The 17,301-nt window shown below is 35.3% G+C and carries 15 protein-coding genes and 1 pseudogene; 2 read left to right on the plus strand and 14 right to left on the minus strand.

Annotation, left to right across the window (positions count from 1 at the left end; all coding sequences use genetic code 11):
- The 7 genes from ABH966_RS26145 to ABH966_RS26175 all read right to left on the minus strand — a co-directional run.
- Nucleotides 1-209 (minus strand): hypothetical protein (locus tag ABH966_RS26145; RefSeq protein WP_370083533.1); only part of this gene is annotated, 209 nt, incomplete at its 3' end.
- Between the two features lie 540 nt (nucleotides 210-749).
- The gene (locus ABH966_RS26150) at nucleotides 750-1,562 is read right to left on the minus strand and encodes a DUF6597 domain-containing transcriptional factor (protein ID WP_370083535.1); all 813 of its coding nucleotides are present in this window, start codon (nucleotides 1,560-1,562) and stop codon (nucleotides 750-752) included.
- A gap of 33 nt (nucleotides 1,563-1,595) precedes the next feature.
- Complete coding sequence (locus tag ABH966_RS26155; RefSeq protein WP_370083536.1) at nucleotides 1,596-3,110, minus strand: aldehyde dehydrogenase family protein; 1,515 nt, start codon at nucleotides 3,108-3,110, stop codon at nucleotides 1,596-1,598.
- Between the two features lie 14 nt (nucleotides 3,111-3,124).
- Entirely contained in the window at nucleotides 3,125-3,670 is a 546-nt protein-coding gene (locus tag ABH966_RS26160; RefSeq protein ID WP_370083538.1) for a hypothetical protein, read from the minus strand.
- Nucleotides 3,671-3,691: 21 nt separating this feature from the next.
- Nucleotides 3,692-5,638: a primary-amine oxidase gene (locus ABH966_RS26165; RefSeq protein ID WP_370083540.1), complete on the minus strand. Its 1,947-nt coding sequence runs from the start codon at nucleotides 5,636-5,638 to the stop codon at nucleotides 3,692-3,694.
- 499 nt (nucleotides 5,639-6,137) lie between these two features.
- The gene (locus tag ABH966_RS26170; protein ID WP_370083542.1) at nucleotides 6,138-6,323 is read right to left on the minus strand and encodes a hypothetical protein; all 186 of its coding nucleotides are present in this window, start codon (nucleotides 6,321-6,323) and stop codon (nucleotides 6,138-6,140) included.
- A 320-nt stretch (nucleotides 6,324-6,643) separates the two neighbouring features.
- Entirely contained in the window at nucleotides 6,644-6,859 is a 216-nt protein-coding gene (locus ABH966_RS26175; protein WP_370083543.1) for a hypothetical protein, read from the minus strand.
- A 131-nt stretch (nucleotides 6,860-6,990) separates the two neighbouring features.
- Here ABH966_RS26175 and ABH966_RS26180 point away from each other — a divergent pair, with 131 nt between their 5' ends.
- Complete coding sequence (locus tag ABH966_RS26180; RefSeq protein ID WP_370083545.1) at nucleotides 6,991-7,749, plus strand: transposase; 759 nt, start codon at nucleotides 6,991-6,993, stop codon at nucleotides 7,747-7,749.
- Between the two features lie 195 nt (nucleotides 7,750-7,944).
- On the opposite strand, the gene ABH966_RS26185 is transcribed toward ABH966_RS26180, so the two are convergent.
- The 6 genes from ABH966_RS26185 to ABH966_RS26210 all read right to left on the minus strand — a co-directional run bounded on the left by ABH966_RS26185 (nucleotide 7,945) and on the right by ABH966_RS26210 (nucleotide 14,190).
- Nucleotides 7,945-8,988, minus strand: a complete 1,044-nt coding sequence (locus tag ABH966_RS26185; protein ID WP_370083547.1) for a serine hydrolase domain-containing protein — start codon at nucleotides 8,986-8,988, stop codon at nucleotides 7,945-7,947.
- An 838-nt stretch (nucleotides 8,989-9,826) separates the two neighbouring features.
- Nucleotides 9,827-10,012, minus strand: a complete 186-nt coding sequence (locus ABH966_RS26190) for a hypothetical protein (RefSeq protein ID WP_370083549.1) — start codon at nucleotides 10,010-10,012, stop codon at nucleotides 9,827-9,829.
- A 461-nt stretch (nucleotides 10,013-10,473) separates the two neighbouring features.
- The gene (locus tag ABH966_RS26195; RefSeq protein ID WP_370083551.1) at nucleotides 10,474-11,379 is read right to left on the minus strand and encodes an ABC transporter substrate-binding protein; all 906 of its coding nucleotides are present in this window, start codon (nucleotides 11,377-11,379) and stop codon (nucleotides 10,474-10,476) included.
- Between the two features lie 4 nt (nucleotides 11,380-11,383).
- On the minus strand, nucleotides 11,384-12,400 hold the full coding sequence (locus ABH966_RS26200) for a FecCD family ABC transporter permease (RefSeq protein ID WP_370083553.1): 1,017 nt from the start codon (nucleotides 12,398-12,400) through the stop codon (nucleotides 11,384-11,386).
- Nucleotides 12,401-13,393 carry a FecCD family ABC transporter permease gene (locus ABH966_RS26205; RefSeq protein ID WP_370083555.1) on the minus strand — a complete coding sequence of 331 codons (993 nt, stop codon included), beginning with the start codon at nucleotides 13,391-13,393 and terminating at the stop codon, nucleotides 12,401-12,403.
- Between the two features lie 11 nt (nucleotides 13,394-13,404).
- A complete protein-coding gene (locus tag ABH966_RS26210) occupies nucleotides 13,405-14,190 on the minus strand; it encodes an ABC transporter ATP-binding protein (protein ID WP_323657614.1) in 786 nt (261 codons plus the stop codon).
- A 490-nt stretch (nucleotides 14,191-14,680) separates the two neighbouring features.
- Between ABH966_RS26210 and ABH966_RS26215 the strand changes: the two are divergent.
- Nucleotides 14,681-15,471: pseudogene (locus tag ABH966_RS26215) on the plus strand (tyrosine-type recombinase/integrase).
- A 172-nt stretch (nucleotides 15,472-15,643) separates the two neighbouring features.
- Here ABH966_RS26215 and ABH966_RS26220 read toward each other — a convergent pair.
- Nucleotides 15,644-16,852 (minus strand): MFS transporter, encoded by a 1,209-nt coding sequence (locus ABH966_RS26220; RefSeq protein WP_370083557.1) that lies wholly within the window; start codon nucleotides 16,850-16,852, stop codon nucleotides 15,644-15,646.
- Between the last annotated feature and the right edge of the window lie 449 nt (nucleotides 16,853-17,301).

Here is a 17,301-nt window from a genome sequence, read left to right on the forward strand (position 1 = left end):
TTTTTATGAAAAAAATTGAAAGCCGGTGAAATTTTACTGATCGTAAAATTTCGCCGGCTTTTTAGTTTAGAGATGGGTTTTGTCCCAGCCTCTCTCCATTTAATATAGGTAGCCTTTTCACGTCCTCGAACTCGTTCCAACACTTCTACCGCCGTCATTCTCCCAACGATCAATGTCCCAAACAACATCAACATCTTCCCAACCGTCATGTATTTCTCCGTTAGGAAGGGTACCAGTTCTTACTACAGAAATAATACATCATCCTTTTTAATAATATTTCTTGTTTCTATATTATGTAATGTTATTTGTTTTGTTCATCGCCAAATATGGGAGTTGCTTTGGAGCTAATAATCCAACAGCCACAGAACATAGAACCATTGTACATACTCTTTAATACCGATAATATGCACTATCATAAAAACACAAAAAATTATAGCTGCTGGAACAAGTGCTGGAATTTCGGGGATAAGAAATTCATATATCCTCCTATTGATCGTGAGATGAAAAGGATACGTCTCTTTTTTGGACTTACCTACAATTATCCAATTAAATGGTTACTTTTAAGTCTGAAAGTATCTGTTGCAACTGCATCAATTAGAATTTTTCCATAAAGTTAGGGTAGCGAATTGTTAATGTAGTTAAACTAACTGATATGTTTTTTCCGGAAGAAAGTATACTGTTCATGAATAAATAAAAAACATACTAAAATTAGTATGTTTTTTATAAGAAAAAGAGAAAGCTTTGAGGGGCTAATACGATAGCAGCTTTCGTTTTATGTTTTTCCAACCTAAAAATTCTTTTATATATTCAGCAGGTGTTATTACAAGTAAGCTTTTAAATTCTTTGTAATAATGTGAAGGGTCATAGAAACCATATTGGTCAATGTTTACAGGTGTCTCTTCAAAAGAAAAATGTTGAAGTAAGAGTTGAATACGTATGAATTTACTTAGTTTTTTTGGTCCAAAACCTGTTTTTTTGTAGAAAAGTTCTCGGATATATCGCTCAGAATAACCTGTTTTATGCTGAATTACATCTGGTAAGAACAGCCCATTATTTTCAATAATAGAATCAAAACAAGTAGCGAATATTTCATCACCTAAGCTTTTTTCCTTTTTTTGAGAGCAAAAATACTCATTACAAATTTGCACTCTTTGTTCGAAATCTCCTGCTTCAAAAACAGCTTGTATAAATTTAGAGTCTAGTGTGCAGCCTAATTCAACATTAACAAACGGTTGTTGAACAATTTGTTTTAAAGCGCAATTGTATTGAATAACTGTTTGTTTTGGATTTAGACGAACACCAAAATATTTACCTTTTGGGGTAAATGAATAAATTTCACGTGTAGTCGGGGTATTCCCAAAGACAACCTTTTGATCTTTACCCATGTAAAACATTAAATCTTGGCAAGCATCAGGAATGACATGAATATCACTATTAATGCCTATTGGTTCAAACTCATAATAAAATAGTATATCCTGGTTTAAATTGCTGTTTGGAGCCAGTTCTCTATAAGAATACGTTTTTTGGACCAATTCAGGTTGGATTGGATAATAGCTACTCAATAAGCCGCCCCCTCACTTTACTCTTAGGTAAAATTAAAAGAATCCTTGCGCCTGTTCATTGTAACTAGCTAAGACACATTTAGTCGATTGATACGATTCTAAAGCTTTTAAATGATTTTCTCGACCGACGCCTGACTTTTTGTAGCCGCCAAATGCTGCACCAGCAGGGTATTGGTGATACGTATTTATCCAAACACGTCCTGCTTGGATCTCTCGACTTGCTTTATAGGTAACGTTTGTATTACGTGACCATACAGCTGCACCTAATCCATACATAGTATCATTTGCAATTTCAATCGCTTCCTCAAAGGTTTTAAACGTAGTCACTGCCAATACAGGACCGAAAATTTCTTCTTGGAAAATACGCATTTTGTTATTGCCTTTAAAAATAGTTGGTTTAATAAAATAGCCATCTAAATTATCAAGGTGATTTTCGGCGCCACCGATTAAACATTCTGCGCCATCTTGTTTGGCAATTTCAAAGTAAGAAAGAATTTTTTTATGTTGTTCTTCTGAAGCCTGTGCACCCATCATTGTTTCAAGTTCGAATGGATCCCCAACTTTAATTTGCTTTACTCGTTCAATGGCTTTTTCCATGAAACGATCATAAATAGACTCATGGATCAAGGCTCTAGATGGACAAGTGCAAACTTCACCTTGATTTAAAGCAAACATAACTAATCCTTCAATCGCCTTATCTAGATATCCGTCATCAGCATCCATGACATCTTCAAAGAAGATATTAGGAGATTTGCCACCTAACTCTAGTGTAACAGGAATTAGATTCTCAGATGCATATTTCATAATCAGTTTGCCGACAGCTGTAGAACCCGTAAAGGCCACTTTGGCAATACGTGGGCTTGAAGCTAACTCTTTACCTGCCTCTTCACCAAAACCATTAATGACGTTTAATACACCTTTTGGTAATAGGTCTTGAATAAGTTCAACTACGAATAAGAATGATACTGGCGTTTGTTCTGCTAATTTTAATACAACACTATTTCCTGCAGCAAGTGCTGGCGCCAATTTCCAAGCTGCCATTAAAATAGGGAAGTTCCATGGAATGATTTGACCAACTACACCAATAGGTTCTTGGAAATGATAAGCTACTGTATCCTCATCAAAAGGTGTCACTTGCCCTTGTTGCGCGCGAATGGCACTTGCAAAATAGCGGAAATTATCAATTGCCAATGGAATATCAGCATACATAGTTTCACGAATCGCTTTCCCATTATCCCAAGTTTCTACCTTTGCAATTTTTTCAAGGTTTTCTTCCATGCGATCAGCAATCGCTAGTAAGATTCGTGCCCGTTCTGCTACAGGTGTTTTCCCCCAAGTTTTTTGGGCTTCATGAGCGGCATCTAATGCTAGCTCTACATCTTCTTTTGTTGAACGAGCTACACTCGTAAATACTTCTTTCGTGATAGGCGTAATATTATCGAAATACTCTCCATTTACAGGTGCTACCCATTCACCACCAATAAAATTGTCATATTTCTTTTTGAATTGAATGCCTGATTCTTCAATACTCGGTTTAACATTTAGCATAATTATCGACCCCTTTAATGATGATTATGATGCTCTTGTTCTGTTTTTACAGGTACCTCATGTTGAATCTCAAAACTACTTAATACTAGTACACAAATCATTAAACCAGCCACAATGTAAATATGCTTTGGAATGGCTTTTATAAAGATAGGAAACATCTCACGATTCCATACACCGATAGAAATGATAGCACTTACAATAAACATCATTGTAAAAAAGATAATGCTTAACGTTAAATATTGGGTGGTCATTAATGTTAGCATCACGCCCATCATTGCTCCCATAAAACTAGATCCTACACTTTCCATGAATAGGTACATCGGTAAGCCTGTTGACAGTAAATAGCCTAATGCAATAGAAATAATAATAGATGCTATTGCTCCTAGTACCATATCGGGAAGCCAGGTAGCCATATTTATTCCAACAGCAGTACTCATTGTCATAGAAATCAGCATTATACAGCACTTGGCCATGCCATGATTAGCAAAACGCTGTTTTAATAAACGGTTAGTGATTACCGTAAAGGTAACAATCACCAACATGCTTAGGAATGGTAGCATATAATCACTCCTTAAAGAGTTTTATTGTATATGACATGACGAAGTTGTGTGACACTTCTTGTCCGGTCTAGGAACGTCTATTGCTGGGTTTCGGTCAAAGAATCCAACTGGTTTTAATTGGAAATTGATGTATGCAGTTGGCATTACAGGCCAATCTTCAGGGCGCGGGATATGATGATGGCCCATTGTGTACCAAACGACGATATCTTCATCATCAATTGAACGGTTTTTCTCAACGTATTTTGGCAGTCCATCTCCTCCAGCATGTTGATTTGGATACATACCTGTTGCATATTTTTCATTTTCATCAAATTGCGTAACGTGTAAATGGTGTTTAAGGAAGCCAGCACGTTTCATAACGCTTGCCTCTTCATGAGCAAATGGGAAGCAATTTTCGCCAGGCAAAATTTTATATCCAACAGGTTGATTCACTCGGTTAAGTGAGTTTTTATTGATAATTTTCCAAGTACGCTGCGTTTTTAAATCTAAATTACGTAACGCTTCCTTCTCCGTTTTAAAGATACGTGAAAGAGGATAGAAACCATTGGCATTCGGATTGTGTTCACCCAATGTTTCTGATACTGTTTCCGTTTCAACTACTGAGTTATTTTCACCGTCTAACATCGTATCAAGTCGGAAATTAAAGAAGTGTTGATGATGTGATGCGTTTAATCCTGGAGAAATCTCAGATCCATATTTTGTTTGGATGCCATCTTCACATGTACCAGTGCTTAAAATACCTGTTAGTTTGACTTCAGCTTCAATCGTACCGTCTTGGTAGAAACTCCAATAGAAGCCGTAATCATAATTTCCAACTGTACAGAAGAATGAAATCACTAGTCGACGTGAGCGCCGTACTTCTACATGGCCTGTACGCCAATCTGTATGTTTCCAACCAATCCCGTAATCTTCTTCGTGTAAGCAAATCGCATTTTTGATCGTACGCGCATTTCCTTTAACATCAGCTACAACACCATCAAAGTATTGAATTTCGCCTAAGCAGTCGCAACCTAGTTCTAACGAATTGGCTAATTGACCCATTCCATATTCACCAGCATCAAAGGCATTTTGTGTGTTATGCGAAAATGTTGGTTCACCATAAGGGACAACCATTTCTGATAATGCTGCACGATAAAGAACTGGACGATCCTTGCCTTTGTCATGGTAATTAATTGTGTATAATACAAGGCCCTCACGTGGTGTAAATCCATAGCGGAAACTCCACTTTTGCCATTTGATCAAATTCCCTTCAATTGTAAAGCTTGGACCTTCAGGTTGAATGATTTCCAAAGGTTTTAAGTCGTTTCTAAACACAATTGATTCATCAACTTCAGGATGGTAATTACCTGATGTTGTTGGAATTGGACGTACCCCGTGATCTACTACTTTGTAAACTTCCATTTTGTTTAGGTCTACATACGTTACAATACCTGTTAAAGGGTAAGCATATCCGTTATCTTCTAGTGATTGTTTTTGCCAACAAATCGCACGAAGTAAACGTTTACCTTCATGTTCCTGAACACCAAAATTCCCTGCTGACCAAGGATCCACCATGATTAAATCAGGATTGTCAATCCCACGTTTCTGTAAAGCTGCTATAAAATCAGGATGGCTCTTTACTAATTCTTCACATTGCTCAAATTCCTCTAAGGCTACATTTGGTTGTACCCCAGGAATATGTTCGTAGGAATCAACTTTTTCTGAAGTTAAATTTACAATTGCTTCAAATGTTTTCAATTCTTTATCATCTAAAATCACTAAAAACACTTGGCGATCTACCGTATTACCTGGTTTGTAATTTAGTACTTCTGATTTTTTAGGTTCATGTAACATCACCGACATAAACCGTACATGTTCAGACAACTGTTGCTGTTCCTTGACTAATTGAACAGCTTTTTCAATTTCTACTTCAGATAATGGTGATAATGGGTGGCTTAGCTCAACGTTTGGATTAACCTTTACTGACATTCAATCAACCCCTTATAATTTGTTCTCTTTAATTATAGTCAGAAAATTCAGCGAAGTTATTGTAAATAACGGCATTTTTATCGATAAGTTGCTTTTTAGCTAAAAATATACATTTTTTCTGTTTTAAGTGTTCTGTAATTTCATTAAAAATGCTAATTTAGCTGCAGATAAGTCATTAGAATCTTAATCTGCCAATCTATTTAGAAGCGATCAGATGGAAGACCACCATTTAGACCGTCTTTCATCTTGCCATTGCAATTCACAAACTCCATGTAGTTTCGTTAAATTAAATATGCATTACGTGTTTGCAAAGGATCGTATGTCCTTTACTGGTTCCGTTGGCTTGATTTAGAGAAAAACGTAGTATTTGAAAAACGAGTGGAGCAAATGCTTATTTCAGCGTGACAAAAATCGAACTATAATACTGTCAATTCTTTAAGGGCTACTTAGTAAGGAATAAAAAAGAGGATAGCGAAAAATGCTACCCATCTTGTTTTAATTAGCTTTCGGCAATACCGTAAGCAAGTAATAAAATATACCCGATGATACAGATTGCACTAATGTTAAGTATTATTAGTAGCCATTTTAATAAACCTTTTTTTGCTTTGAATCCTAAAAAAGCTCCTAATAATGGGAACAAAAACATTGAAAGAATATATGGTTTACCTAATGCTCCTAACGACACTCCATTCCACATTGTAAAAAACATAACAACGAAGATTAATAAAGTAGTAAGTGAAAGAACACTATATTTATTAATTCGGGTTCATCTCCCTTAAAGTTGGTTGTTATTCCTAATTTATTATATTCAAACCTTTATACAATGACCGTTTAATTCCTTTTATGTCATTATAGTATCACAATATTACTTTTTGGCTTAAAAGCAACAAAGTTTACGAAAACAGCCTCAATAAAAAAGACCATCAAAAATGATGGTCCTACTTCACAAACTATCACAAAGTCATTAAAAACAAAGGACATTATAGCTAATAAAATCCTTCATCTTTAATTTTTTTGTTCCATAATATTTCTAACAAACAATTGCTTATTTTTATGAGCAATTATACTTACTATCGCAAGTAATAGCCCCGAAATAACGAATACAATTCTAATTCCTAACAAATCTGCTAATAGTCCCATAACAAGAGAGCCAACGCCAAAAATCCCAGTTCCGATAGCACCTAACGAGGTATAAACAGTTGACAACTGTTCTTTTGGCACACTAGTTTGTATAACCGTTTGTTGAGGAATTTTTTTAATTTGTCCAAAAAGCCCTACACAGAGAGATAAAAGTAAGGAAATGATTGGAATGCTGTTTAGGCTAAATAATATTGTGAATAAGAAACTTGCGAATGAATCGAAAAAAATATGATGTGATGGGGGTTTCCTCTCTGGATATGCTTCGTGCCATTGCCGAAGGTGAAAATGATCCAGAAAGGTTGGCTAGTTTCGCTAGACGTTCAATGAAAAAGAAAAAAGCAGCGCTTGAACTCGCACTTCGTGGCTATATCCAACCACTTCAACGACTAATGATTAAAACCATTCTTACTCATATTGGTTTTCTGACTGCACAAATTGAATTGTTAAATCCAGAAGTAACTTGCCGGCTTTCCACACACCAAGAAGATATCGAAAGATTGGATTTCATCCCTGGAATTGACACTCGAATGGTAGAACAAATCATAGCTGAAATCGGAACTGATGTAGAAAAGCAATTTCCAAGTGCAGCACATCTCTGTTCTTGGGCAGGACTAGTACCTGGACACAATGAAAGTGCAGGAAAAAGGAAATCCTCTACTATGAAAAAAGGTAATAAATACTTGAAATCGGCTCTAATCGAAGCAGCTCATTCCGACAGAGGATCTAAAACCTATCTAGGCGCATTATATAGACGGACTGCAACTCGAAAGGGTAAAAAACGAGCTGGAATATCCGTTGCTCATGCCATCTTACGCTTTGCTTATTACCTTTTAACGCGGAAAGAAATGTATGTAGACTTGGGCGAAGACTACTTTGATAAACAAAAAGAACAATCTATTATTCGATATTCTGTTCGAAGACTTGAAAGTTTGGGTTACAATGTGACCATCACTGAACTTGGTGCTTCCTAATACAATCTAAAATCAGATCTCTATTTAGGCGCTACCATTTTTTTGAATATAAAGGTCGCGTTTATTTTAGCATGGACTTTTTAGTGCCAGAGATTTTATTTTCATGGGAGTTAAATAATAAAAAAGGCTCTAATTTACCAAAGTCTAATAATAATTCTCAACTTTTTTGAGGGCTGACGTCTGAAACACCTTCCATTATTGATTTCTATTTGCTTTTATGGAACATTTATAAACAGTGTCTCCAAAAGACCGAATGTCGTTTAGATAATCGTATCCATCAGATGAACCATAACAGTTGAACATTCTTACTGCCACTACATTTTCCTCTGGAATGACGAGCAGAGCTACATTTGTGTAACCGAGTAATTGATAGGAATCTTTTGGAACTGTATCGCCTATTTGATTAAAGGTATGGTTAGTGTCTTTAACAAACCATAAAAATCCATTCTTATGAATAGGAAGTCTCGGGTTAGGAGTCTGAATGGATGTTGCCATTTGAATGATTTCTTTAGGAATAAGCTGTTTTCCTCCCCATTTCCCTTCTCTTAAATGAAGGTAACCCCATAAGGCAAGCTCTTGTGCAGACACATACATATTCATTCCAGAACCATCTACTACATCCGTCTCAGTCCAGAAGGGGTTATCTGTATCGCGAATAGTGTTTGCAATTTTTGAATGCGGTTGACTCATCTTAATCCATTCTGTCGATTGAAAGCCGACTGGCACAATGACCTGCTCTTTTACAATATCAGCAACGGAATGTCCCGTTGTTTTTTTAATAATCGTTGTCAACAAATCAATACTGGGACCTCTATATGCCCATGATTCACCAGGTTTATATTCACTTACTAGTTTGCCATCAGCTATTTTAAGTCCATGTGTGTGGGTTAATAAATGACGAATGGTTACTCCTTCATATACGGATAAATTAGATTCTTCAACAAACCGTCGAATCGGATCATCAATGGAAAAGTAGCCATTGTATATAGCGTATGCAGCAGCAAAACCGATATAAGCCTTTCTTACAGATGCAATGTGGAATTGAGTGTCTGCTTTAACATCTCGAGCATGTTTAGCATTAGACTGTTTACCAAAATAAGACTCTGTTACGATTTTGTCGTTATGGATGATAAATAGAGCAGCACCACTGGAACCCAACTTTTTAGCACTTTCTTTCACATGAGTATGTACATCTTCAAATAAGTTTGTGTAATCATTTTTTAATAGCAATTTTTTCACTCTCCTTTGAAAATTTAAAAATGCCCCCAATATGATTGAAGGCACTGTGCAGCATTACTGTTTTTGTCCATTAAGGTCAACAAAAGTTATCTTACTTATGTCACCTATTTATGTATTATGAATGTAGCATACCCCAATAATTTCCGCAATGCTCTGTTATATAAACCAAACATCATACACTTTAGTTACCATTTCTTCCACTAAACTGCGCCGTTAGTTTAATAAAGAAAAAAGAGCTGCATATGCAACTCAATGTTCTTCAAGTAAAGCACCCGATGGTTTAAGAACCTTTGCCTTCTCTCCATATTATTCATCTTGTTGGTTTTGAACGAATTGTTCACCTAAAAGCATTTTTTCTACGTCTTCGCTTCGTTTCTCTAAAATATCCTCTACGGTGTTATCACGAACTATCAGACTAAACGTTTTTTTGTACATTTTAGGTTGCCGTGTTTTCTCAATGTTATTAAGCTTATAAACACGTTTTTGTTGTCGGAAATCGACTAGTGCATCTGGATGAGTATTTTCCTAAAGGATGCTCATATTTCTACCTGTGGAGTTAACGATATAAGAAAGTGGGAAGTTACATAACTCGACCACCTTTGGTTTGCAGTCATATCAATCAAATTCACTATTATTTCACTAGTTTTCACCTTCGAAAATTGGCTCCAAATAATACTGCAGGTATGCCTCCATAAAGTTCAAGAGAAATCTATTTTCTGTAACGAACGTTATTTCATGACGATGTGTATTATTTTTGATCCACGCTGTTGTATTATGTATATTAAGAGTCGTCACTGAATTTGTACTCATTAAATTCCCTAGTGGTTTAAACTATAATTTATTTTAATTTCTTTTTATTTCCTTTTGATGAAAAGCCATTCGATTTTAATAATCTATAAATACGTTCTACTTCCCCTCTAGTACAAGGGAAAGGTCCCAAAATTTCTTCATCTAAAATCAAGACAAACTCTTTCGATGTTTTTACAACAGCAAATTTTCCGTTATCAATAGAATACATATCCATAATCAATTCCCCTTATTTTTAAATTAATTGCAAACTAAACTTTGCATATTCAAGGAAGTTTGAGGCTGCTGCAAGTCGGTTAGCTTCAGTCTGCACTTCATAACGCTCAGCCAGGGGTAAAATTTAGGCTTACAAAATTGGAACGCTCATAGAATCCAATTAACCCATTGCAATGACAGTAATAAGACCAGCCCCTTTAAAACGGTTCAGTAAATGTGAAGAGCAACTGGATAATTGCTTGAACGATAAAAATAGAATGATTCTTATGGTTACTATACCAAATCCTGTTTTTTTAAAATCGGAGAAAGAGGAAAATTTACAAATGTTCCGCCAAAGCATTAAGGTAAACGGTTAAAAGTAAAAAAGTAAATCCCCCTAAAACCATTGAAACATTATGGTTTTAGGGGGAAAAGTGAAGGGTTTCGCATTGTAAGATGTATTCTTGTAAATAGACTATATTTTTATTTTTTTAATTGGTCATATAGTTGATCCATTGCCATTGAGTTCCCAAGAGCTGAATAGTCTAACCAAGGTTGATCTGAAACAACAAAAATTTGGCCCTTTTGAACAGCTTTTAGAGATTTCCATATAGATGATTCAGCAAGTTCTTTGTATACTTTTTCAGCTTCTTCGTTGCTATTTACTACAACAAATATAATATCTGCATCGTAATCACCAATAACTTCTTTTGATATCACTTGATAAGGCTCTTCTGTACCCATTTCTGTAATTCCTGTAGCAGGTTCAAGATTTAAGTCTTTAAATAATATTGGGCCCATTGGTCGTGCTGTTGAGAATACACGTAATTCTTTATCTGTAACACGGATTGCCATTGCTGTTGCATCTTCACCATATTGTTTAGCAAGTAAAGATTTTACTTCCTCCGTTTTCTTTTCGTAATCTGCAATAAATTGTTTCGCTGATTCTTCTTTTTTGAATTTTTCTCCAAGTAATGTTAAATGATCACGCCATGTTCCTTCATCTAAATTATATAGTTGAACGGGTGCAATTTTTTTGTAGTGTTCTAAATTCGCTGCTGCAAATTCTTCATCTGCAACGATAACATCTGGTTCGGAGGAAAGTAATGATTCCATATCAACATCTTTTGCAGGGCCATATTTTGTAGCTTCTGTTAAGTATGGAGCTGCTTGTGGTAAAAAATCACCTAATGAACCGCCAACTACAGAACCAACGGGGGTAATATCTAGGGCAATTAAGTCATTTGTTAAGTGAATTGATAAAGAGCCAATACGTTGTTCTTCAACTACTTTCGTTGTTGAATTAGATGTTGTTGATTCTTCATTTCCACAAGCACCTAAAATTGCTGTTAATAGAGCTAAAGTTACTGGTAAATACCATTTTTTCATATTGTTATACACTCCTGTTGTTTTTTAATAGTAAATAAATAAAATAAGGTCCTCCAATGAAGGATACCAATATACCTGCTGGGATTGGGTTTGCTTCAAATAGAGAACGACCAATCGTATCAGAAAGTAGTAAAATGCCAGCGCCAATCAATGCAGATAAAGGTAGGTTGAGGCGATAGTCACTGCCAACTAATTGACGTGCCAAATGTGGCGCTAAAAGTCCTAAAAAGCTAATATTACCTACGATGGCTACTGAAACGCTTGATAATGCCACAGCCAATATCAATGCGCTATTTTTGGTGCGCTTTACATTAATTCCCGTTGTTTGAGCGAATGCCTCTCCAATTTGTAAAAGGTTTAATCGATGCGCTAAGTGATAGGCAAGAAAACTAAATAGAGCAACCCATGGAATTAAAATAGAAACATGAATCCAATGACGTCCCCAAATATTCCCAAGTAACCAGCTAGCTGCAAAAGAATAAGTATCTTTACTTAAACGTAATGATAAAAATAGCGTTATTGCATTAAAAAGTGCCGATACAGCAATACCAATTAAAATCAATTTATTTGTATTGATACCGCCATTTTTTGATTTTGCTAAATAAACAATCAAAACGGCGGCCAAAGCACCACCTGAAAAGGCGAATAAAGGTATTAAAATTTCAGCATATAAAAATTTTTGACTGAAAAAGCTCATGAATATAATTAATCCACATGAAGCACCCGCATGGAGACCTAATAAACCAGTATCCGCTAAATGGTTGCCCGTATAGGATTGGAGTAATGATCCTGCCACAGCGATACCAGCACCACCGACTAATGCCATCAAGATGCGGGGTAATCGATACTCAAATAATACGAGTATACTATTATCCTGCCCCTGACCAAATAGGATATTCACCACTTCTGGTAAAGAAAGTTGATAGCTTCCTGTGTTAATTGAAAAGAAAAATGTTAGAAAAATGAATATCAAAGTGATCGAGATGTATAATAGAAATGGAATTTTTCGTTTTGGTGCCATTTAAGTTCCCTCCAGTTTCTTCGCGACAAATAGAAAAAATGGCACACCAATAAAGGCAATTAATATTCCTAATGCAAGCTCTTTAGGTGCAAAAATTATTCGAGCTGATAAATCAGCGATTACTACAAGTGTACTCCCTAATAAAGCGCTTACTGGAATATTCCAACGGTAATCATGCCCAACAAATTTACGTGAAAGATGAGGGATAATTAGTCCAACAAAACTAATAGAACCAGCGACTGCAACTCCGACACCACCAAGTAAAACGATAACCCCCATACTTGTGAATAGTAAGAACTTAATGTTAATACCTAAACTCGATGCCATTTCTTGGCCTGTACTTAAAATCGTTAATTGCTTACCAAGTAATGTTGCAATAATGATGGATACGATAACGATAGTAATCAATAAAGGAAGTTGCCCCCATGTAACACCTGCAACTCCACCTGCATACCAAAAAGCCAATTCTTGATTCAAATCAAAATAAATGGCAATACCAGAACTAATTGCATGTAGAAATGCAGCAATCACTGCCCCAGCAATTGTAAATGTTAAAGGGGAAAGATTCCCACGAGCGACAATACCGATTGAAAAGACAAGGAAGGTCGATAGTGCGGCCCCGATGAATGAAAAGAACGTAAGCCAACCGTAGGAAATCGCTGGATAAAATGCAAAACAGATAGTCACAAGAAGTACTGCCCCACCGTTGACTCCTAAAATGCCTATATCAGCAAGGGGATTACGTGTGATTGCTTGAATTACTGTACCAGCGACTGCGAAAGCAGCTCCAACAAATACGGCCCCTAACACTCGTGGTAATCGAACTTCATAAATGATCTGATGTAAGTTATCCTCTGAGTTGTATTGGAAAATGGATGTCCACACTGTGATAAAGGGAATATTTTTAGCCCCTATACTGATTGCAAAAATAATGGAAGCAAAACAGATAATTAAAAGTACGAATATCGTGATCCATTTGTGCCAAGTTGTCATCTCATCACCTCTTATAAACTAGTGTCGTAAGATAGACAAATTGGTTTTTTAGTATAAGGATCTTCACTAATGACAGCATCTATTTGAAAAACCCGCTTTAAATTATCAGTAGTCATCACTTCATCAACGGTTCCAGCTTTTACGATTTGACCAGAATTCATTGAAATCATATAGTCTGAATATCTAGCTGCTAAATTTAAATCATGTAGTACCATAACAATTGTACGATTTTCTTCCACATTCAATTGTTTAAGAAGTTTCATTAAATCAAGTTGATGTGCAAGGTCCAAATAGGTTGTGGGCTCATCTAAATAAATAATGTCCGTTTGCTGAGCTAATGCTAAAGCGACCCAAACGCGTTGACGTTGCCCACCCGACAATGAATCAACAATAGAATTTTCTACGTCATTTAACTTGGTCTTGGAGATTGCCCAGTTAATAATTTCTTGATCTTGAGAGCTTAAAATACCGAAATTCCCTTGATGGGGATACCTTCCGTAAGCAATAAGTTCACGTACTGAAATGTTAGAAGGTGCAATCTGAGACTGCGGAAGTAATGCCATTTTTTTCGCCAAATCTTTTGTTTTATATGAGGTTAAAGCTTGTCCATCTAATAAAATTTGACCTTTGGAATAAGGCAATATTTTTGTTAGAGCCTTTAATAAAGTTGATTTTCCACAACCATTCGGTCCAATAATTGTTGAAATACTATTATCTGGAATATGTAATAATAGGTCTCTAAGAATAATATTTTTATCATATTTTACTTCGATGTCGTGTGCAGAAATTCGAAACAATTTGTTAGTCTCCTTTTACTGAGAATGATTATCGTTATCGAATTGTATTCTATTTGCATTTTAAAGTCAACATAGTATTAAAAAATAAGTTACTTAAATATAAGTTAAATTAAACATCGTTTATTCATTTTCATCCACTTATAAAAGCGTTTAAATATAGCTAAGAAAGGTACATTCAGTATATTCTACTCTGAACTCTATTCTATTCTTTTCCTTCTAGAACCCCCAAAAAAGCTATCTTCAACTGTATCAATCTTTATACAGAATTCACTTGTACAGTTACCTGCATTAGCTTGGACTGGAGGGAGGTTTTCAACAGTATTGCTATTAACAATTGAACCTGGTAATTCATCATCTAAAATGGTTATTTTATAAGGCTCTTTTCGTATAGATTGTTGCTATCAGTTCTTGCCTGTGCGGGTCTTAAGCCGAGGTAAGAGCGTAGTATATGTTATTTGGAATTTCAGTAATAGAGTTACCATATAAATGAATAAGGAGGCGAAAAAAATGTTTAATAAAGACTCAGAAGGCCTACCGGTTGCAGTCTTTTCTATTAATTGGTTATTTTAAGGATATAGAGATGGAATTGCTTGACACCAATCAACTGAAGGAATATCTTGCTATATCCGGCAAGCACTTAAAACCAGCCAGTCTTGCACACCGTACTCGCTTTATGAAATCATTTTTTCGTTGGTCTCATGAAGAAGGATACCTGAGTAAGAATCCAACTTCCAAAATTAAAGAACCGAAAGTAGGAAAGCGGATACCCAAGTATTTAACCGAACGGGAGATTGAACACCTCCGTGAATCCTGTCATTCCGCAATGGAAAAAGCAATTTTCGAATTCATGTTTTCTACTGGTTGCCGAATTAGAGAAATAGTTGCATTAGAAAAGAACCATATTAATTGGTCCAATCAATCCGCAATCGTTAGAGGAAAAGGTGATAAGGAAAGGGAGGTTTATTTTAATACGCGTTGTGACATATGGCTTAAACGTTATATTGAAAGCCGTACTGACAATAATCCTGCCATCTTTGTGACAGTAAGGCAGCGACATAAAATGAGTGTTGCCCAAATGCGATACATCATCAAGCGGATATCAAATCGTGCTGAAATCAATAAAGAAATTCATCCACACCAACTTAGACACAGCTATGCAACTCATTTGTTGAACAATGGAGGATACAAAGTCTTATGGGGCATGAGAAAAGCGAAACAACTAGGATCTACGCTCAATTAAGCGGGAGGCTAAGGAAAGAGTATTATCAGAAGTGCTTTTAAATGTAAAAGGAGCAATGTCTTAAAAGACTTTGCTCCACTTGACAAAAGCCCCCGTTAGTAAAATAAGTTCAATAAAAAAGACCATCAAAATTGATGGTCCTACTTCACAAACTATCACACAGTCATTAAAAACAAAGGACATTGTAGCTAATAAAATTCTTCATTTTTAATTTTATTGTTCCATAACATTTCTAACAAACAATTGCTTATTTTTATGGGCAATTGCACTTACTATTGCAAGTAATAGTCCCGAAATAACGAATACAATTCTAATTCCTAACAAATCCGCTAATAGTCCCATAATAAGAGAGGCAATGCCAAAAATCCCAGTTCCGATAGCACCTAATGAGGTATAAACAGTTGACAACTGTTCTTTTGACACACTAGTTTGTATAACCGTTTGTTGAGGAATTTTTTTAATTTGTCCAAAAAGCCCTACACAGAGCGATAAAAGTAAGGAAATCATAGGAATACTGTTTATGCTAAATAATATTGTGAATAAGAAACTTGCGAATGAACCGACAAAAATAAAGGTTCCTAATTTCTTTTCAACAAAAGAAGAAAATTTAATACAATAAGCACTTCCTAAAATCAGACCTAAAAAGTTAGCTCCATTGATAAATCCCCACCATTTTTCATCAACGTTCAAAGCATCGTTGACAAACACATATAAAATAGCAGCTATCCAAACCGTTGCTGCAATTGTTTCCAAAAATTCTATCCAAGCAATCCTTCTTAATACCGGAGTATTAGATAAAGTTTTCCAACCCTCTTTAATCTTTTCTAGTTTCCCTTTTAACTCGGTTGTTTCATAGATTACACTTTCTAAAAAGCAAAGTAATATGCTTGCAATTACAAATAAACATCCAACTAACCAAATAAGTTGTTGAGAACTCATAATAATTAGCAATGAACTTCCTACGAACCACATACCTGCTTCTATGACCTGCGTAATAGTTTCTGAAATTCCATTAGCTTGAATTAGATGTTCAGGTTTAACATAGAATGGAGTCAATGTCTGTCGTATTGGATCTGCACATCCGTCAAAAAAAGCAATCAATCCTATTATTAAAAAGATAAAATAATAATTAGCTGCTGTTAAACCAATTAATATAAACCCTAGAATAAAGAGTAAAATCGTCTTTACAATCTGTGACCCAGCAAGTAACCATTTAAGATTTAATTTCTCAACCAAAAGAGGTGTCAGCAGACTGGATATAAACATAGAAGAAGCAATTGTAAATGGCACAAACGATGCTGCAATTGCAGAACCTGTTAATACAAAAATTGTACTTATAACACTGACTATATATAATACATCGCCTATATTAGCGAGTGACTGACCCAATAGTAATAAAGAAAAGTTTCTATTCAATTTCATTATATATCCCCCAATATTTCATTCGAATTTTGGCTTAATAGGGGAATATTAAATTGGACTATTCATTAAAATTTAACTCCTATCATATATCGGACAAATCTGGGGGACGTAGATTTATCACAAATTTTTTATCATCAATAAATATTTATATGAATTATAGCATTGTTTTTCAATATATTACATTAATATCCATATATAATTAATAACTGATATAAGCTCCTTTTAAATTACTGCAACATTAGATTGATTTAATTGTTGTAGTAAATAGGGTCATCTATGGTAAAAAAGAGGATAGAAGAGCTTATTCATTTAAGCTCTTCTATCCTTTTAATTTCTATACATATAATGTGTGACATTGGATGTATTATAGATAAGTGGACATACCTCGGTTAAATCAATAGAATTGAACATAAGAGAGGACGTGTCCGACCATGAGTCAAAAAAAGTAC

This window comes from Lysinibacillus sp. RC46 (genome assembly GCF_041262385.1).
Lineage (GTDB): Bacteria > Bacillota > Bacilli > Bacillales_A > Planococcaceae > Lysinibacillus.

Bases quoted from the DNA above. Each gene is read 5' to 3' on its own strand.
- ABH966_RS26155 (WP_370083536.1), bottom strand. From the start codon at position 3,110: ATGCTAAATGTTAAACCGAGTATTGAAGAATCAGGCATTCAATTCAAA.
- ABH966_RS26160 (WP_370083538.1), bottom strand. From the start codon at position 3,670: ATGCTACCATTCCTAAGCATGTTGGTGATTGTTACCTTTACGGTAATC.
- ABH966_RS26165 (WP_370083540.1), bottom strand. From the start codon at position 5,638: ATGTCAGTAAAGGTTAATCCAAACGTTGAGCTAAGCCACCCATTATCA.
- ABH966_RS26180 (WP_370083545.1), top strand. From the start codon at position 6,991: ATGAATCGAAAAAAATATGATGTGATGGGGGTTTCCTCTCTGGATATG.
- ABH966_RS26190 (WP_370083549.1), bottom strand. From the start codon at position 10,012: ATGGATATGTATTCTATTGATAACGGAAAATTTGCTGTTGTAAAAACA.
- ABH966_RS26195 (WP_370083551.1), bottom strand. From the start codon at position 11,379: ATGAAAAAATGGTATTTACCAGTAACTTTAGCTCTATTAACAGCAATT.
- ABH966_RS26200 (WP_370083553.1), bottom strand. From the start codon at position 12,400: ATGGCACCAAAACGAAAAATTCCATTTCTATTATACATCTCGATCACT.
- ABH966_RS26205 (WP_370083555.1), bottom strand. From the start codon at position 13,393: ATGACAACTTGGCACAAATGGATCACGATATTCGTACTTTTAATTATC.
- ABH966_RS26220 (WP_370083557.1), bottom strand. From the start codon at position 16,852: ATGAAATTGAATAGAAACTTTTCTTTATTACTATTGGGTCAGTCACTC.